The organism is Chryseobacterium culicis, assembly GCF_002979755.1.
Classification (GTDB): Bacteria; Bacteroidota; Bacteroidia; order Flavobacteriales; family Weeksellaceae; genus Chryseobacterium; species Chryseobacterium culicis_A.
On the sequence record NZ_PCPP01000001.1, the window covers coordinates 606,694 to 623,689 of the forward strand.

The 16,996-nt window shown below is 35.3% G+C and carries 17 protein-coding genes and 1 tRNA gene; 13 read left to right on the forward strand and 5 right to left on the reverse strand.

Annotated features, from left to right (window positions below):
• The first annotated feature begins 1 nt into the window (after position 1).
• From CQ022_RS02830 to CQ022_RS02850, 5 genes are read left to right on the forward strand one after another with little or no spacing between them, the layout of a single operon-like run.
• Positions 2-3,604: a response regulator gene (locus CQ022_RS02830; RefSeq protein WP_105682446.1), complete on the forward strand. Its 3,603-nt coding sequence runs from the start codon at positions 2-4 to the stop codon at positions 3,602-3,604.
• 15 nt (positions 3,605-3,619) lie between these two features.
• Positions 3,620-3,985: a response regulator gene (locus CQ022_RS02835; protein WP_185126809.1), complete on the forward strand. Its 366-nt coding sequence runs from the start codon at positions 3,620-3,622 to the stop codon at positions 3,983-3,985.
• Entirely contained in the window at positions 3,986-4,816 is an 831-nt protein-coding gene (locus tag CQ022_RS02840) for a CheR family methyltransferase (protein ID WP_105682444.1), read from the forward strand.
• Positions 4,817-4,843: 27 nt separating this feature from the next.
• A complete protein-coding gene (locus CQ022_RS02845) occupies positions 4,844-5,395 on the forward strand; it encodes a chemotaxis protein CheB (RefSeq protein WP_228421659.1) in 552 nt (183 codons plus the stop codon).
• 18 nt (positions 5,396-5,413) lie between these two features.
• Positions 5,414-5,785, forward strand: coding sequence for a PleD family two-component system response regulator (locus tag CQ022_RS02850; RefSeq protein WP_105682442.1), 372 nt, complete (start codon positions 5,414-5,416; stop codon positions 5,783-5,785).
• Between the two features lie 51 nt (positions 5,786-5,836).
• Here CQ022_RS02850 and CQ022_RS02855 read toward each other — a convergent pair whose 3' ends face one another.
• Positions 5,837-6,124 carry a hypothetical protein gene (locus tag CQ022_RS02855; protein ID WP_105682441.1) on the reverse strand — a complete coding sequence of 96 codons (288 nt, stop codon included), beginning with the start codon at positions 6,122-6,124 and terminating at the stop codon, positions 5,837-5,839.
• Positions 6,125-6,298: 174 nt separating this feature from the next.
• Between CQ022_RS02855 and CQ022_RS02860 the strand changes: the two genes are divergently transcribed.
• The gene (locus CQ022_RS02860) at positions 6,299-6,979 is read left to right on the forward strand and encodes a MarR family winged helix-turn-helix transcriptional regulator (protein ID WP_105682788.1); all 681 of its coding nucleotides are present in this window, start codon (positions 6,299-6,301) and stop codon (positions 6,977-6,979) included.
• Positions 6,980-7,183: 204 nt separating this feature from the next.
• Positions 7,184-10,147, forward strand: coding sequence for a response regulator (locus tag CQ022_RS02865; RefSeq protein WP_105720507.1), 2,964 nt, complete (start codon positions 7,184-7,186; stop codon positions 10,145-10,147).
• A gap of 453 nt (positions 10,148-10,600) precedes the next feature.
• Here the strand turns inward: CQ022_RS02865 and CQ022_RS02870 are convergent.
• A tRNA-Ala gene (locus CQ022_RS02870) sits at positions 10,601-10,674 on the reverse strand.
• A 528-nt stretch (positions 10,675-11,202) separates the two neighbouring features.
• Between CQ022_RS02870 and arr the strand changes: the two genes are divergently transcribed.
• Positions 11,203-11,607, forward strand: coding sequence for an NAD(+)--rifampin ADP-ribosyltransferase (gene arr, locus CQ022_RS23325; protein ID WP_410492636.1), 405 nt, complete (start codon positions 11,203-11,205; stop codon positions 11,605-11,607).
• A gap of 150 nt (positions 11,608-11,757) precedes the next feature.
• Here the strand turns inward: arr and CQ022_RS02880 are convergent, their stop codons facing one another.
• Both CQ022_RS02880 and CQ022_RS02885 read right to left on the reverse strand, forming a co-directional pair.
• On the reverse strand, positions 11,758-12,222 hold the full coding sequence (locus CQ022_RS02880) for a hypothetical protein (RefSeq protein WP_123864374.1): 465 nt from the start codon (positions 12,220-12,222) through the stop codon (positions 11,758-11,760).
• Between the two features lie 209 nt (positions 12,223-12,431).
• Positions 12,432-13,115 carry a hypothetical protein gene (locus tag CQ022_RS02885; RefSeq protein ID WP_105682438.1) on the reverse strand — a complete coding sequence of 228 codons (684 nt, stop codon included), beginning with the start codon at positions 13,113-13,115 and terminating at the stop codon, positions 12,432-12,434.
• A 384-nt stretch (positions 13,116-13,499) separates the two neighbouring features.
• On the opposite strand from CQ022_RS02885, the gene CQ022_RS02890 reads away from it, so the two are divergent.
• Positions 13,500-13,868 (forward strand): hypothetical protein, encoded by a 369-nt coding sequence (locus CQ022_RS02890; RefSeq protein WP_105682437.1) that lies wholly within the window; start codon positions 13,500-13,502, stop codon positions 13,866-13,868.
• A gap of 38 nt (positions 13,869-13,906) precedes the next feature.
• Here CQ022_RS02890 and CQ022_RS02895 read toward each other — a convergent pair whose 3' ends face one another.
• Complete coding sequence (locus tag CQ022_RS02895; protein WP_105682786.1) at positions 13,907-14,545, reverse strand: hypothetical protein; 639 nt, start codon at positions 14,543-14,545, stop codon at positions 13,907-13,909.
• 153 nt (positions 14,546-14,698) lie between these two features.
• On the opposite strand from CQ022_RS02895, the gene CQ022_RS02900 reads away from it, so the two are divergent.
• The 4 genes from CQ022_RS02900 to CQ022_RS02915 all read left to right on the forward strand — a co-directional run bounded on the left by CQ022_RS02900 (position 14,699) and on the right by CQ022_RS02915 (position 16,990).
• Positions 14,699-15,271, forward strand: a complete 573-nt coding sequence (locus CQ022_RS02900; protein WP_105682785.1) for a C40 family peptidase — start codon at positions 14,699-14,701, stop codon at positions 15,269-15,271.
• Between the two features lie 17 nt (positions 15,272-15,288).
• Positions 15,289-15,618 (forward strand): LytR/AlgR family response regulator transcription factor, encoded by a 330-nt coding sequence (locus CQ022_RS02905; protein WP_185126808.1) that lies wholly within the window; start codon positions 15,289-15,291, stop codon positions 15,616-15,618.
• 110 nt (positions 15,619-15,728) lie between these two features.
• Positions 15,729-16,100 (forward strand): DUF2255 family protein, encoded by a 372-nt coding sequence (locus CQ022_RS02910; RefSeq protein WP_105682436.1) that lies wholly within the window; start codon positions 15,729-15,731, stop codon positions 16,098-16,100.
• Positions 16,101-16,342: 242 nt separating this feature from the next.
• Complete coding sequence (locus tag CQ022_RS02915) at positions 16,343-16,990, forward strand: methyltransferase family protein (protein ID WP_228421657.1); 648 nt, start codon at positions 16,343-16,345, stop codon at positions 16,988-16,990.
• Positions 16,991-16,996: the final 6 nt, after the last annotated feature.

The following is a 16,996-nucleotide window of genomic DNA, read 5'->3' on the forward strand; positions in this document are numbered from 1 at the left end:
CATGCCGAAAAAAATTATACGAAATCTTCAATTTGGAATAGGTCTTTCACTTCTGATCTTAATAGCCAGCTCAGTGGCCTCATACTGGAGTATTCAGAATCAGATGAACCATCGTGAAAGCCTTTCCCAAAGCAGACGTTCTGTAACAGCAGTTAAAGATGTTCTGGTGGCCCTGCTGGATGCGGAAACAGGAAACAGAGGGTATCAGCTTACCGGAAGGGAAGACTTTCTGGAACCATATAAGCGTGGAGTAAGAGAATATTCTAAAGCTTTGGTCCTGGCAGAATCACTTGGAGTAAAGGATAAGAACCAGCAGGAAAGACTGGCCGGATTAAAAATAGCAGTCGGCCAAGTGATGGATAATCTGAAAAATTTGGTGGAAAGCAGACGAAGAGGAATTGTGATGACCCAGCAGCAGATTGTTACTGGTAAAGCTTATATGGACGAGTGCCGTAAAATTGTAAGAGATTTTGTGCAATATGAAGAGAATCAGGTTGAAATCAAAAATAAAGATTTAGCACGTTCATCAGAAACAACAGTTCTGTTCATTGTTTTTTCTGCATTGGCAGCAGTAGTGGTAACTGCATTCTTCTATTTTAAAATGCGTGCAGATCTCATCCGGAGAGATGAACTTGAGAAAATGCTCAGAGATAAAGATCAGGAAATGACAAGGCGTGTAAGTGCTATTCAAAAAATAGCAAACAGAGTGGCCAATGGTGATTATAGTGAAAAAGCAGTAGATAATGCTGAGGATGATCTCGGAGACCTTGTGGAATCTCTTAATCATATGACCGAATCCCTTAAAATATCTTTTGATAAAATTAATAAAAGCGACTGGCGTCAGAAAGGACTTGCTTTAATGAATGAATCCCTCGTAGGAAATAAATCTGTAAAGGAAGTTTCTGATAAAGCTTTATATCAGTTGATTAAATATGGAAATTGCATCAATGGTTCATTATATCTTTTTGATGAAGGGGTTCTAAAGCTTAATAAAGCATTTGGACTAGAAGCCAATATGAAAAGAACTTTTGATCCCGGAGAGGGAATGGTAGGGCAGGCTTTCATGAATGCTAAAACGCAGGTATACAATAATCTTCATGAAGATGATTTTGTAGTAACTTTTGCCAGCAGTACCATTAAGATCTATGGAATAGTTCTGATACCGGTTTTCGCAGATGGACATGCAATAGGAGTTATTGAATTGGGATCTACCTCTAATTTTGATGAAGACCGAATCAGCTATTTTGAAGAATGCTCTGTGAATATAGGAATTGCTCTGAATTCTGCTAAAGGAAGAGAAAAAGAGCAACAGCTCCTGGAAGAAACCCAGGCACAGTCTGAAGAATTACAGGTACAGCACTCTGAACTTGAAAATCTCAATACTGAATTGGAAGCTCAGACCCAAAAACTTCAGGCCTCGGAAGAAGAATTAAAAGTACAGCAGGAAGAATTAATGCAGGCCAATGCGGAACTGGAAGAACGTTCGCGATTGCTGGAAGAAAAAAATCATTTAATTGCAGAACGGAATAATGAGATTCAGAAAAAAGTAGAGGAGTTGGCACTCAGTACCAAGTACAAATCTGAATTTCTGGCCAATATGTCCCATGAATTACGTACCCCTCTTAATTCAATCCTTCTTTTATCAAGGTTAATGGCAGAAAATCCGGAGGAAAACCTTAATGAAGATCAGGTGGAATCTGCTAAAGTTATTCAAAGTTCAGGAACAAGTTTATTGACGTTAATAGATGAAATTCTTGACCTCGCAAAAATAGAATCCGGCAAAATGACCCTGGAATATCAGGAGGTGGTTATTGAAGATATCGTAAAAGATCTGAAAAACCTTTTCAGTCCTGTATTTCAGGAGAAAATGCTTCCATTCAATATTCAGATAGATTCAAACGTCCAGAAAGTGATTGAAAGTGACCGTCTCCGAATTGATCAGGTGTTAAGAAATCTATTTTCTAATGCGTTAAAATTTACAACAAAAGGAAGTATTGATCTTCATATCAAAAAGCATTTTGAAAAGCCTGAATTTATTATATTTTCAGTAAAAGATACAGGTATCGGAATCCCAGAAGACAAGCAAAAAATTATCTTTGAAGCTTTTCAGCAGGCTGATGGATCTACAAAAAGGAAATTTGGAGGTACCGGACTCGGACTTTCAATAAGTCGTGAAATTGCAAGGCTTTTAGGAGGTGAATTGACTCTGAAAAGTGAAGTGAATAAAGGCAGTGAATTCAGTTTTACTATTCCTGTACATCCCGTAACTGAAATTGCTCATTCCGAAACTGATCAGGATCTGGTAGAGATTATCCGTGAAGACGTTGAAGAAATTCAGAACATTCTTGATGAGGGGGAAGTTGTTCCGTTGAACACGCTGGAAATTCCTGATGATGTAGAGGATGACAGAGAGAATATTCAGGAAGGAGATAAGATTATCCTGATTATTGAAGATGATACTAATTTTGCAAAAGCTTTATTAAAATATGCTCATTTACAAGACTATAAAGGTATTGTGGTCGTAAGAGGAGATTATGCTCTTCCAGCAGCTCAGCAATATCATCCTCATGCGATTTTACTGGATGTTCAGCTTCCTGTAAAAGATGGTTGGGAAGTAATGGATGAATTGAAGTCGGATCCTTATGTGAAGCATATTCCGGTCCACATGATGTCTGCCCTGCATGTGAAAAAAGAAAGTCTCATGAAAGGAGCTGTTGATTTTATCAATAAGCCGGTAGCGCTTGATAGAATGACTGATGTGTTCAGGAAAATTGAAGAAGCATTACAAAAAGGGCCTCAAAAAGTTTTGATTGTTGAAGAAAATGCCAAACATGCCAATGCATTATCCTATTTTCTGAGTAATTTTAATATTTCTTTATCGGTGGAACACACTGTTGAAGATAGTGTAAAAGTATTGACTTCAAACCTTGTTGATTGTGTAATTCTGGATGTTGGAAGTGCAAAAGGAAATGATTACCATATCATTGAGTCAATTAAAAGTTATGAAGGACTGGAGAATCTCCCGATCATTATTTTTACTGAGCATCATTTATCTAAAGAAGAAGAGCTCAAAATAAAACAGTATGCCGATTCCATTGTCGTAAAAACAGCACATTCTTATCAGAGAGTGTTGGATGAAGTAGGGCTATTCTTACATCTGGTAGAAGAGAAAAATGGCTCTGCTGAAAATAACAGAGGCCGAATGCTGGGTTCTTTAACAGAAGTTCTGAGTGGTAAAAAAATATTGATTACTGATGATGATGTACGTAATATTTTTTCTTTAACCAAAGCCCTGGAAAAGTATAAAGTTGAAGTAATTGTGGCGATGGATGGGAAGCACGCTCTGGAACAAATAAACCAGAATCCAGATGTAGATGTGGTTTTGATGGATATGATGATGCCGGAAATGGACGGTTATGAAACCATTAAGGAATTAAGAAAAATGCAGGCATTTAAAAAGCTGCCTATTATAGCCATTACTGCCAAATCTATGATTGGAGAACGTGAAAAATGTATTACAGCAGGAGCTTCAGACTATATCTCAAAACCAGTAGATATTGATCAGTTATTATCACTCCTTCGTGTTTGGTTGTATGAAAGTTAAACAGATAAAATTCTGATGAATAAGAAAATCTTAATCGTGGATGATGACCCACGCAACATATTTGCATTGAAATTAACTCTTAAAGCGCGTGGATATACCGTTGAGTCCTGTACAATGGCTCAGGAGGCTTTAGAAACCCTGAAATCGGGTTCCCAGTCTTATATTGTTCTGATGGACATGATGATGCCGGGAATAGATGGCTATGAAGCAGTCAGGATGATAAGAAATACTTCAGAAATCAAACATATTCCTGTAATTGCAGTTACTGCACAGGCAATGCCTGAAGACCGTCAGAAATGTTTGGAAGCAGGAGCAGATGATTATGTTTCAAAACCGATTGATGTAGATCTTTTAATAATGGCAATAGAAAAAATTTCATAGATGCTGGAACCAAGTATCGTAAAAGATGAAGAAATAGAATATCTCATCAGAGATGTTTATGATCTGTATGGCTATGATTTTTCTGGCTACAGCAGAGCTTCTTTTAAAAGAAGAGTAAACCGTATATGCCTCCTGGACAGGTTTACAAGCTTTGCAGAGCTCAGATACACCATTATAAATGATGCTGAATATTTAAAACGTTTTGTAGAGGAAGTTACAGTGAATGTTACGGAAATGTTCAGAGATCCCTCTTTTTTTAAAACCTTACGGGAGAAAATATTACCTCAGTTGGGTACTTATCCGCTAATCAGAATCTGGATTGCAGGCTGCTCAACCGGGGAAGAGGCTTATTCTATAGCTATTCTGCTCAAAGAAGCTGGCCTTTATAATAAGTCTTTGATTTATGGTACCGATCTTAATCCCGCAGTTCTTGAAACAGCAAGAGCCGGTATTTTTCCTTTACAGCAAATGAAACTTTATTCAGAAAACTATATGCTTTCCGGTGGTGTAAAAGATTTTTCTGATTATTATACAGCTAATTACGATAGCGTAAGGTTTGATAAAAGCCTGCAGGAAAAATTAATTTTATCAACTCACAATCTTGTATCAGACAGTTCTTTTAATAGCTTTCAACTGATAGTATGTAGAAATGTCCTGATTTATTTTGATAGAGATCTTCAGGAAAGAGTATTTAGGCTTTTTGATAATAGCCTGGAGAATTTGGGTTTTCTTGCGCTGGGAGCAAAAGAGACTCTTCGGTTTTCTACTATTGACAAAAATTATCATCAGATGGAAGATCAGAAGATCTGGAAGAAAATTGACCACCATTAATTTACTGCGATGAACTCACAAACTAATATGAAATTAATTGTTATCGGAGGATCTGCGGGAAGTCTGCAGGTTATTATTGAAATGATTAAAAATCTGGATAATAAAATTCATATTCCCATAATATTGGTGATTCATCGTAAGGCACAATCTGGAGATATTCTTAGAACCTTACTGCAGCAGTTTACCAGAATAGCTGTTGTGGAGGTTGAAGATAAAACAGAACTGGAAGAGAATAAAGTATATATTGTTCCTGCCGATTATCATTTATTGTTTGAGAATAATAAAAATATGTCATTGGATAGCTCAGAGAAAATGAATTATTCCCGTCCTTCTATAGATGTGACATTCAGATCTGCAGCTGAGATCTATGGCGAAAATGTGATTGGTATCCTTTTATCAGGGGCTAACGCTGATGGAGTTGAGGGACTAAGCTATATTAAAAAGTATAACGGAAAAGTCTGGATTCAGGATCCGGAAACAGCAGAAGTAGACTATATGCCCAGACATGCTATAGAAGAAATTGATTATGATTTAATTATCACGCCTGATACTTTAGCGAGCTATATAAAACAGTTATAATGTAAGAATATAAATAATATGAGTAAAAAGAAAATTTTAATTTTTGATGATGATACAGCTATTTTAGAAGTAATCACCATCATATTTGAAGAAAACGGGTATGAAGTCAGAATCTCAGAAACATCACACGATATTCTTGAGAAAGTGGCAGACTATCAGCCGGATGTTATTTTGATGGATAACTGGATTCCAAAAATAGGAGGTGTAGAAGCTACAAAACTTCTTAAAAGTACGGAAGAATTTAAACACATTCCGGTAATTTATGTTACAGCGAATAATGATATTGTGGCTTTAGCATCAGAAGCGAGTGCCGATGATTATGTTTCAAAACCATTCAACCTGGATGATCTTGAAGCAATGGTAGCAAAACATATACAAGAACCTGCATAACAGATACTCAATAGTTCATCAATAAAATCTCTCAAAACGTTGAGAGATTTTTTATTTTTTTTCCAGTACTGTAATAATCTGTCTTTTCGTTAACGAACAGGTGTTGATTTGCTGAATTAAAGAAGATAATAAAAGATACAAAGATGGATTTTCTATGGTGCTGTCCGAAAATGTTTTGACAAGAATTAATTTTTTTGAAACAATATTTTGAACAACTACATATTCAGTGCTGGCATTGATATCAATATTCAATTCCTTTTTAATAATTAAATTGAAATATTTATCAATTATTTTTTTATCACTTTTTAAATGTAATGGTTGGCTTTCTATTCGGTCCATAACAATTATTATAATTATTTATTCTCAACAAGTTTTATGCCGTACAAAAGATTTTAAGAATTCAGAATAAGGAAATTATCACTCTAAATTCTTTGCAAAATTGTTCTTATTTTATATAATCAGGGAACAATTATAATCTAAAATTAGGTATATTTGTAAACTATTTTAATGAAAATGGATTATAAACTTATTAAAGATTCTATTGACTTGTTGCAGGAATTTGAAACAGAAATTCGTACCTCTCCCGGTTTATATCCGGAAACTATTCAGGGGTTTAAGGATTGGATTTCTAACAAAGAGAATGTTCATCGGGAAGAACATTTCGAAGAACCTTATTGGGAAGGTAAAGAGAACGGAAGAACTGCGGAAAGTGCCATAAGTACCTTGCTTGTTCATCTTAATCGATATGCGAAAACCTACTCGAAATCAGCCATCTCAGATTCTGAATTTTCTACGCAGGAAGACTTTATTTATCTGATAAATCTTAAGGCTTTTGGAGAGATGACAAAAATGGCTCTTATCAAAAGAAATATCCATGATAAGCCGGTTGGTATGCTTATTATAGCCAGGCTTTTGCGGCAGGGACTTGTAGAACAGACAGATTCTGAGCTAGACAAGCGCAGTAAGTTGATCCGTATTACCGGAAGGGGATTACAGATTTTGGAAAATCAAATGGAAAAAATTCGGCAAGCTACCAATATCGTTGCAGGAAATCTCAATTATTATGAGAAGATGGATCTTATACGTATTCTTAATAAACTAGATCGTTTTCATTATCCTATTTTTTCAAGAAATATTAATTCTGACCAGCTTATCGATACGGTAAATGATGAGTATGTATTTATGGATTCTTAGTATTTAAAATGAAAAGTAATACATTCATGAACAATTTTTATACTAATGGTATACAGGCAAAATAAAACTTTATAAAGGCATCTCTTATCTTTAAACGACTTAAATTTTACTCATTTTTCAATATCTGCTGACAAATTTTTAAATTAATTTGTCAATATTATAAAATGACCTATTTTTAGTATTTTATTGCAAAAATACTATTCAATGCCGAAAAAAATTATAAGAAATCTTCAAATAGGAGTAGTGATTTCTTTGATACTTCTGATTGCTAGTTCCATAGCATCTTATATAAGCATACATAAGCAGATGGAGAATAGAGAAGACTTCTTAAAAAGTAAGGAATCTATAAGCTTAACAAAAGATATTTTAAACATTCTTTTAGATGCTGAAACGGGAAATCGGGGATATCAGCTTACCGGACGGGAAGATTTTCTTGAACCTTTCACTAAAAGCAGGGATGAATATCCGTTGCTTGTTTCTAATAAAGATAGACTTAATCTTAGAGATAAAGATCAGATTAATGTCCTCAATGAACTGCTGCGTACTTCAGAAATGGTGATGAAGGAATATGTAGTGCTTATTGAGAATCGAAAAAAGGGAATAGTAATGAGTCCGGAAGATCTTGTACAAAACAAGGAGGCTATGGACAGATGCCGTATGCTCGTTCAGAAATTTGTAAAAAATGAGGAAGTCCAACTTGCCATAAAAAATGAAGATCTGAAGAATTCTTCCAACAGGACCGTTTTGTTCATCGTCTTTTCTGCCATGGCCGCTATTGGGGTAACTATTTTTGTTTATATACAACTAAAATCTGACCTTATCCGTCGCGGTAAGTTAGAAAAAGATCTGTTTTATACGAAGGAAATGCTTGAGGAAACAAGCTCGGTTGCCCAGGTGGGAGGATGGGAAGCCAATATGACGACAGGAAAGCTCTTCTGGTCTCAAAGTACAAGAGAAATTCACAAACTAAAAGATGATCTCCAGCCTACTTTTGAAAGTGCCCTTGAATTTTACAAAGGAAAAAGTAGGGAGAGAATAAAATATCTTTTTAATAAGGCAATACAACAAGGAATTCCTTTTGATGAGGAACTTCAGCTTCTGCGTAATGATGGTGTTACGATTTGGGTAAGAGTAAAAGGTATTCCCGAATTTGAAGGTGATACCTGTAAAAGGGTTTTCGGAATCATTCAGGATATTGATGCCTTCAAAAAGATGTTTCTGGAGGCTACCCGGAAGGAGGCTATAATGCAGTCTTTTGCCACTGATGTGCCTGTTCCTTTGGCGATGTTTGATAAAGACCTTAACTATGTTGCTGTAAGCAGCAGATGGAGAGAGGAATTTAGTATGAATAAGGTAGATCTTATCGGTGATAACCTTTTCGAGATATCACCTAATATTCCCAAAGAACGAAAAGATATCTATGACAATGCGCTTTTGGGAAAAACGTACATCAACAGTGACTTTATGCTAAAGGTGGAAGGAAAAGAAGAAATTCAGCATTACGATCTTAAAGTCGGTCCCTGGTATCTCACAAAAGATGAAGTAGGGGGTGTAATTATTTCCATCCAGAATATTACCAATGCTGTGCAGATAAATGAAGAACTGAAAAATGCCAAGGAAGCGGCAGATACAGCCAGCAAAGCAAAATCTGAATTTCTGGCTAATATGAGTCATGAGATCAGAACTCCTTTAAACGGAGTTATTGGTTTTTCAGACCTTCTCCTCACCACACCACTGAATGAAACACAGAAGCAATATCTGAATTACATCAATGAATCAGGGGAAAACCTGCTTAGCATCATCAATGATATATTGGATTTTTCAAAAATAGAATCCGGAAAATTGGAGCTTTTAATTGAAAAATGTGATGTTTATGATATGTTGAGCCAGGTAATCAATGTTATTATTTATCAATCCCAGAAAAAAAACATTGAACTTCTTCTCAATATTGAGCCTGGTCTTCCAAAAATACTTTTTATGGATGAAGCAAGATTAAAACAGATCTTGATTAATCTTCTTGGGAATGCTGTGAAATTCACAGAAAAGGGAGAGATAGAGCTAAAAGTAGAGAAATTACGTATGGATGATAGGACTATTGCTTTGCGTTTCTCGGTTAGAGATACGGGGATCGGTATCCCTGTTGAGAAACAAAAGTATATTTTTGATGCCTTTACTCAGGAAAACAGTTCAATCAGTAAACAATACGGTGGTACAGGTCTGGGCCTTACGATCTCGAACAATATCCTGGGATATATGGGAAGCCATTTGTCGCTGAGCAGCACAAAGGAAATAGGTTCTGTGTTTTTCTTTGACATTGAGATTCCTTACGAGATCCCTAAATTGAGGATGGAGGAGGAAATTAGTATTAAAACGGCCTTAGTGGTTGATGATAATGAAACCAACAGGATCATTCTTGAGCATATGCTTACCTATAAAAATATAAAGTCTACCTTGGCTTCTAATGGAATGGAAGCCTTAGAGATCCTGTTGAAAGGTGAGCGGTTCGATGTGATTCTGATGGATTATCATATGCCTCTTATGTCCGGATTGGAAACAATAGATAAAATAACAGGGATGTTCAATGAGCGAAAAGAGACTTCCCCGTTTATAGTACTTTCTTCTTCTTCTGAAGAACTGGGCATACTTACCTCAGTTAGAAAAATAGAAAATGCACATTTACTGTTGAAGCCTATCAAATCACATGAACTCTACAAAACCTTAAGAAAAGTAGATCAAACTTATGCAGTAGAAATGAGTAAGGATCAGTCTGAAAAAGTTTCGCATTTATTTGCCCCGGAATTAGAAGTGCTTTTGGTTGATGATAACGTAGTGAATATGGTCCTGAATAATAGAATGATGAAGTCTCTTGCTCCCAATATACATTTAACGGAAGCGGTCAATGGGCTGCAGGCTTTGGAGGAATGCAAGAAGAAGCAGTTTTCCATTATCATGATGGATGTGCAGATGCCGATAATGAGTGGTATTGATGCAACCCGAAATATTAGATTGCTGCCGGGATATGAAGATATCCCTATCATAGGCGTTACAGCAGGAAATGTCCTGGGTGAAAAAGAAAAGTGCCTTGAAGCCGGAATGAATGATTTCCTTCCCAAACCTTTAAGAAAGACAGACCTTGTTGAAGTACTCAAAAAATATATTAGTATTTAAGACTTATGAAAAAAATAGAGCTCGATTTCTTCTGTTAATAATAGGCACAATATATTTTAAATGTATCAGATATAACCTTTATCTATATCGATATTACCCAAGTGGCCCAAAAGCTTCATCCAGAAATGAAAATCAAAGTGTTTGGTAATGGACCTAGGTTTGTTTATACAATTGTTGCAACAGAACTTTGATGTATCTAAATCCATATAAAGTTTATGAAAGTCGAACTAGAGATTCTTTGAGCCAAGGCGTAAAAAGCTTTTTTTGTTTTGATAATCAGATATTTAATAAAATTTATCGTGATTTCTTTTAATCTGAAAATTGCCGCAATTTTGCCACAAACTTTACGAGTTTATTGAAAAATCTCAGTTTTTACTTGAAAAATAAAAAACCTGCAAAAATTAATTTTTGCAGGTTTTGTGGGCTTTTAGCGGTACTTGAAGACGTACCCAGTGGAGAATACGGGATTCGAACCCGTGACCTTTTGACTGCCAGTCAAACGCGCTAGCCAACTGCGCCAATCCCCCGTCTTTTATTTTAAAGCGGTACAAAAGTAAGTATTTAAATGATATTTGCAAATATTTTGTTGATTTTATTAGGTGAAAATTAAAAGATAATAAGAACGGTTATTGGTTTACTAATAGATTTTAAAATGTAAATCTGTTCTTAAGCAAAAGAATTCCAACAGAATACCCTAGATTTGAAAAAAATAAAACATGGAATTTTCTCCTTTTAATCCAGTAATTAAGCTTTGTTTGCAAGGAATGAGCTTTGAAGAGAAAGAAATGCCTGAAGAAGCGGCTCAACTATTTTTAAAAGCTTGGGAAGAAGCTTCGGATGACCATGAAAAGTTTCTGGCATCTCATTATGTATCACGTCATCAGAAAACGGTGGAAGATAAGTTAAAGTGGCTTGAAACCTCTTTAGAGTTTGCTTTAAAAATTAATGATGATACTGTTAAAAGTGCCTTGCCTTCTCTTTATCTGAATATTTCCCAATGCTATCAGAACTTAGGCGATCATGAAAATTCAAAAAAGAATGCTGAGTTGTCGGAACTGTTTAGAAACCATCCGTCAGACAAAGGCCCTTTTTACCACGGAACAAAAGCTGAGTTGCAGATTGGAGATCTATTGACCGCTGGTGGAAACTCAAATTATAAGTCAGAATTTAAAATGAATCATATTTACTTCACTGCTTTGACTCAAGGGGCAGGGCTTGCCGCTGCACTGGCAAAAGGGGATGGAGCAGAAAGGGTTTATATTGTAGAACCAACAGGGAATTTCGAAAATGATCCCAATGTAACAGATAAAAAATTTCCAGGAAATCCCACCCGCTCTTATCGTTCCGAAATGCCTTTGAAAATAATAGGAGAGATCACAGAATGGAACAGACCGAAGCCTGAAGATCTTCAGAAGTTTCGGGAAAAATTAGAAAATAGTAAGGGAGACATTATCAATTAGTCTTTGTTTATTCTGTTAATTGGGAAAATGTTTCATTATGACTGTACTCATAAAACTCAGAATGAATATTTCATACATTTGGGAAAAGTTTTTCATTCATCCTATAGTTTTAGCCTCCGAATAGGGGGCGTTTCTGTTGGGTCATTTGAACTAAATGAGGTGACGGCGGATCGTTTGATATTGCCTAGAGAAAAGTTCTGGTGTGACCTTCATTTCCAGCAGCGATAAGATTCTATTGAAATTTCCTTTTAAATAAAAACCTCTATTGAGTTCCAGGGATTTTTTGCCATAATATACAGTACAGACTGGAGTTTGATATTTTCCAACCATTTTCATATCTATTTTTGTAATGTCAGTCCAGAGAAACTGATGCTGTGTCAAACCTCCTGTAAAGCGGATATCCGTATTTGAAATGATTAATTTTAGCCGGGTATACATCAGCATGCTCACAGCAATCAGCAAAAGTAATGGCACCAAAAAAATAATCTCTTGTGGAAAATCTTTCTGCATGAGAAGGCCCAATCCGGTCAAAACTAGGAGAGGTCCGAAAAAATAACAGATTATTTTTAACCATTGTGGTGAGGAAAAAGTTTCTTCAGTCAGTATCTGTTTCATAGTATAATAGTACGATTTTTAAGTGATGTATTTCATTTTCATTCAAAAAAAAACAGGATTGGTTGTTTACAGCTTAACATAAGAATTATTAAAGTCTTTGATTGAATATGGAAGTTAATATTCTTAAGCTAAATGGAAATCTTTAATTCTTAAATAAAAAACAGCCACAATTCAATTGTGGCTGCCTTTTTGAAATCAAATATCGAATACTATAAAGATCTGGAGCGCGCAATATTAATAAGGTACACAAGGTGTGCGTACATGCTTCGCTTTACAGACTCTATTTTTATATCTCCGGTCGTTTGGTTAATGGTGGTCACCAAATCGGTATTACATTGACCGGCAAAGTTTCCGTTTCCTAAATAGTTGACTGTATTGGCTCCCGGATAAGAAATTCTGGGATAATCAGGAGCAGTCTGGTTGGCCACAGGAGCTGCCCCTGCAAACCCTTTATTGTCAATATATCTTGCTGTCCATGTACCTAAAAACTGCCCGTTGCTGGTATTAATTCCTTGTCCTACCACAATTTGAGTATCTACAGGATTACTGAACCCGGCGCAAGAGGTGTAATGATTTATTGAAACAGTGCAGGAAGAAGCATTGTCAACAGGTTGGAAACATTTTCCTTCATAAATGGTTAGTCTTTGCTCAGCAGATGACATTGAAGTGTTTAATAATGCTTTCGGTGCAAAAATTTCCTCAGGTGAAAGAAGGAATAAAACGCCTTCTGCATCTGCTGCAACAATTTTTTTTTCAGCATTTGAAAGTCCTCTTACTCTTAGCAGTCCATTAACATCCAATGCTTGAGTAGGAGAGGTTGTATTAATCCCAACCTGTGCTGTTAAACTCCCACAAATAGCAAGTGCTGCCAAAAAGAATGATTTTGTTTTCATGTTATTTTTTGAAAAAGGTTAAATTTTTCACTAATGTAAGAAATATCTTTAAAATAGGGAGAAAAAACCTCTGAAATCTGATATAAAGTAATTGTAAACGAATATTGAATTTAATAATATCAAGTTTTATGTATATTTTTAAAATAACTCAAAATTTACACAGCTTGTATTTGTTTGAAAAATATTTGTATTTTAGCGGAAATATGTTGTTTTTTAATAAACATATTGGGTGCTAATTAAAATTCAGATAATTTGAATGAAAAAATTAGTAGATTTGCACGGAACAAAAAATAATACATATTAAAAAATATTCTCTGTGACTGGATTTTTAAGAGGAAAGTATATGAGAATAACAGGATTTTAGGTTATAAAACTACTGAAACTATGAAGAAACTTTTTTTACTTTTATTAACGGCGTTTTTATTTATCGGTTGCAGCTCTGATGATGATACTATTTATGATTATGTAGGAACATGGTCTGGTTCTTATGAAGGAAGCGATAAGGGAGTTTGGAACTTTGTGGTAGACGAGAGTGGTAAAGTAGTAGGAACAATGCATTCCGATGTGAATAATGAAAATTACAGCATTACCGGAAATTTAAGTGAGACAGGAGATCTGAACGCCAGAGTAGGACTTCCATCACAAGGAGATTTCAAAGGAACGTTAACGACAGAGAAAAAAGGAAACGGAAACTGGTCCAACTCACTTCCAACCCCTGCGATATCAGGAAGCTGGAAAGGAGAAAAGAAATAAAACAAGAAAGTCTGCAGATCTACTGCAGACTTTTTTATTTAAACAAATCCCATATGGGTAATTTCATCTTTCTCATTCTTCAATGCTACAAAATAAAGTAGAAAATCATCTTCGGAAAAATATTTTTTAAAAGACTTTTCCTGTTGCTGGTTCCAGCTTATTATTTCTTCATGAGTTTCTATGCTGTAACTTTCAGAATCTAATTTTAAGGTAAAGATGACTCCTTCATCTGGGGTACAACCCTTATTCTTATATAAAATCTGGTTTTGACTTCTGATACAATCTGAAACAGTTTTGATAGTACCCAGCTGAAATGCTCTCAACAGCTTCCTTCCTTCTTCAGTCTTTAAACCGTTTTCAACCGTTCTTTTTCCTCTTTCGGAAATAATATCCAAATCCTTGATGGCTGTCATCACCTTTGCAAACTTCTGATAGAGCAGGGGATCACCTGCTTTTTTGATATACCCTTCCAGACTCTTCCGGATGATCTTCCCGATTTTTGAACAGTGCCCGAATTCCGAACTGTTCTGTCTTACTTTTTCATACGACGGACTTTTTTTAAAAGCTGTTTTATTGAACCCGCTTTTCTTCCGAACCACATTCTTGCCGTTCAGATTGTAAAATACCAGGTCGCCTACCGCTCCTGTAATCTTAATTACACTTTCATATGTCGCCATATCTTCAAAATAGAAATCAAATATACCAATAAATAATGGAAAACAAAATTTTAACATATATTTACCATATAGTTGTAGTATAGTTATATTATAATTAAAATATAAAATGTATATTTGTCATGAATTAGTTAATTAAGTATAAATCAGATGAATATGGGATTGGGATTATTTGAACAAAGAATAAGGATAAAGCAGCTGTCTGTTTTACTGATGGCATCTGCTTTTGTAGTTTCCTGCGGATCTTCGAAAAGTGCTTCTGCCAGTAAGAAATCAAATACAAAGAACGTAGCGAAAGCTGAAAATCTCAGAAAGCTGGATTCAAAATTTAATGGGGATGTCTCCAGATCAATCAATGATATTCTGAAAGATGCAGAAAAATACATCGGAACACCCTATAAATTCGGAGGAAATACTTCTTCAGGTTTTGACTGTTCCGGATTTACCGTAAAAGTATTCGAAGAAAATGACTTCAGTCTTCCCAGACGATCTTCTGATCAGGCTGATGCAGGAAAGAATATCGATATTAAAGATGTGAAGCCCGGAGATCTTTTATTTTTTGCAACAGCAGGGGGAAGCAGAGTATCCCATGTAGGAATAGTTCATGATATTGGTCCTGACGGAGAAGTGAAATTTATTCATGCTTCTACTTCAAAAGGTGTAATCATTTCTTCCCTGAACGAAAAATACTGGAATAAGGCCTACCTTCATGCCCAAAGGGTTCTGTAAAAATAGTTTCAAGAAAAATGATAGAGAACCGCACATTTGCCTTCATTAAAACAGATAAGAAGCTGATTAAGATTTTCTTAAAAGATATCAGTATTATCAGAGGGCTCGGAAATTATGTGGAAGTTCACACCATCGACAACAAGAGATATATTTACTACAAAACACTTAAAGATCTGATTGAAAGCCTGCCGGACGAATTTATGCGGGTTCATAATTCATATATTATCAATCTGATGAATATTGAATCTTTCGAAGACAATCACTTAATTTGTGGCGACTTAAAAATTACAGTAGCCAAAAGCTATAAAGAATGTCTGCAAACGGCTCTCGGTAAAATGATGCTTTAAAAATTCATCTGCATCAGAAAACGATCCAACGACATCAGATTTTTGATCTCATGTATAAATAAATTTTCATTCCTCTTTCCATGTTTTAGTTTTACTGAAAAATTAAAACAATGAACAAAGACACTGCATTAGATTACATTCAAAACAATAATATTATCGGAATAAAAGCCGGAAATCAAAGACCTGAATTCCTGGAAATATGGATGGTTATTGTACAGAACAGAATATTTGCAAGATCCTGGGGACTCGCCAAAAGAAGTTGGTATAATACCTTTTTAGAAGATTCAGCAGGTGAAATCCTATGTGGCGAAACAACATATGCTATAAAAGCTCTCGTTCCGGAAGATATCAGTGACGTTACTGAAGAAATTAATCAGGCCTATCTGACAAAATATAATACCGGCCATAATATTAAGTATTCACAGGGCATTATTCAGGAAAAGCATATTGCCAGAACAATGGAGTTTATTATTTTGGATTAAATAAATTTAAAAATCAGCGAGAAAATGGTGAAACATTCAATAGGAACGGGCTTTAGCCCGTTTATCGAAAAATAAAAACTTCAACCGGCTTTAGCCAAAACTTATAAAATCTTCTTCTTTAACCACCCCATCAAAAATTCTTTGAATTTTTGCCACTCTTTTGGAGGAGGGGAATTTCTAGTTTTCCAATTGGAATTTCTGGAACCCCAATAAAGTCTCTGACATTGCAATAGTATTGCATCATGAAACTCAGGAAATTTGCCCAAAACTATTATCATATGGCTGATTTCATCAGATTCTTTATTCCTTTATATTTTATCGTATTCTTTACCATTTCCTTTGTCGGAATCAGTTATAAAGTAGCAAAACAGATCGGTAAAAACCCAAATGTTCTTCCCAAAGACGATTCTGTCTACGGACTTGTAGGATTCTATTTTAAGATGACTTTGTGTGTCCTTTTTATTTATACAATGCTTTTACTCTTTTTACCAGAAAAGATTTTTAATGCTTTTAAAATTACCATGCTGGAATATGTTCCATTGCAATATACGGGAGTGGTGATCATGATTTTCGCACTGATTTGGGTTATAATAGCGCAGCTGCAAATGAAAAATTCATGGCGGATCGGGGTTGATAGCACAACAAAAACAGAACTTATTACTCATGGATTATTCAGGTTCTCAAGAAATCCCATATTCCTGGGGATGACCATCAGTCTTGTCGGATTTTTTCTTGTTTTTCCAACGGTAATTGCTTTTTCTTTTCTTTTGATTGGAAGTATTTTGATGCAGATTCAAATCCGGATTGAAGAAGAGTATCTGTTAAAACAGCATGAACAAATATATGTTACATATAAAAAGAGGGTTGCAAGGATGTTTAGCCTTTATTAAAAGCAT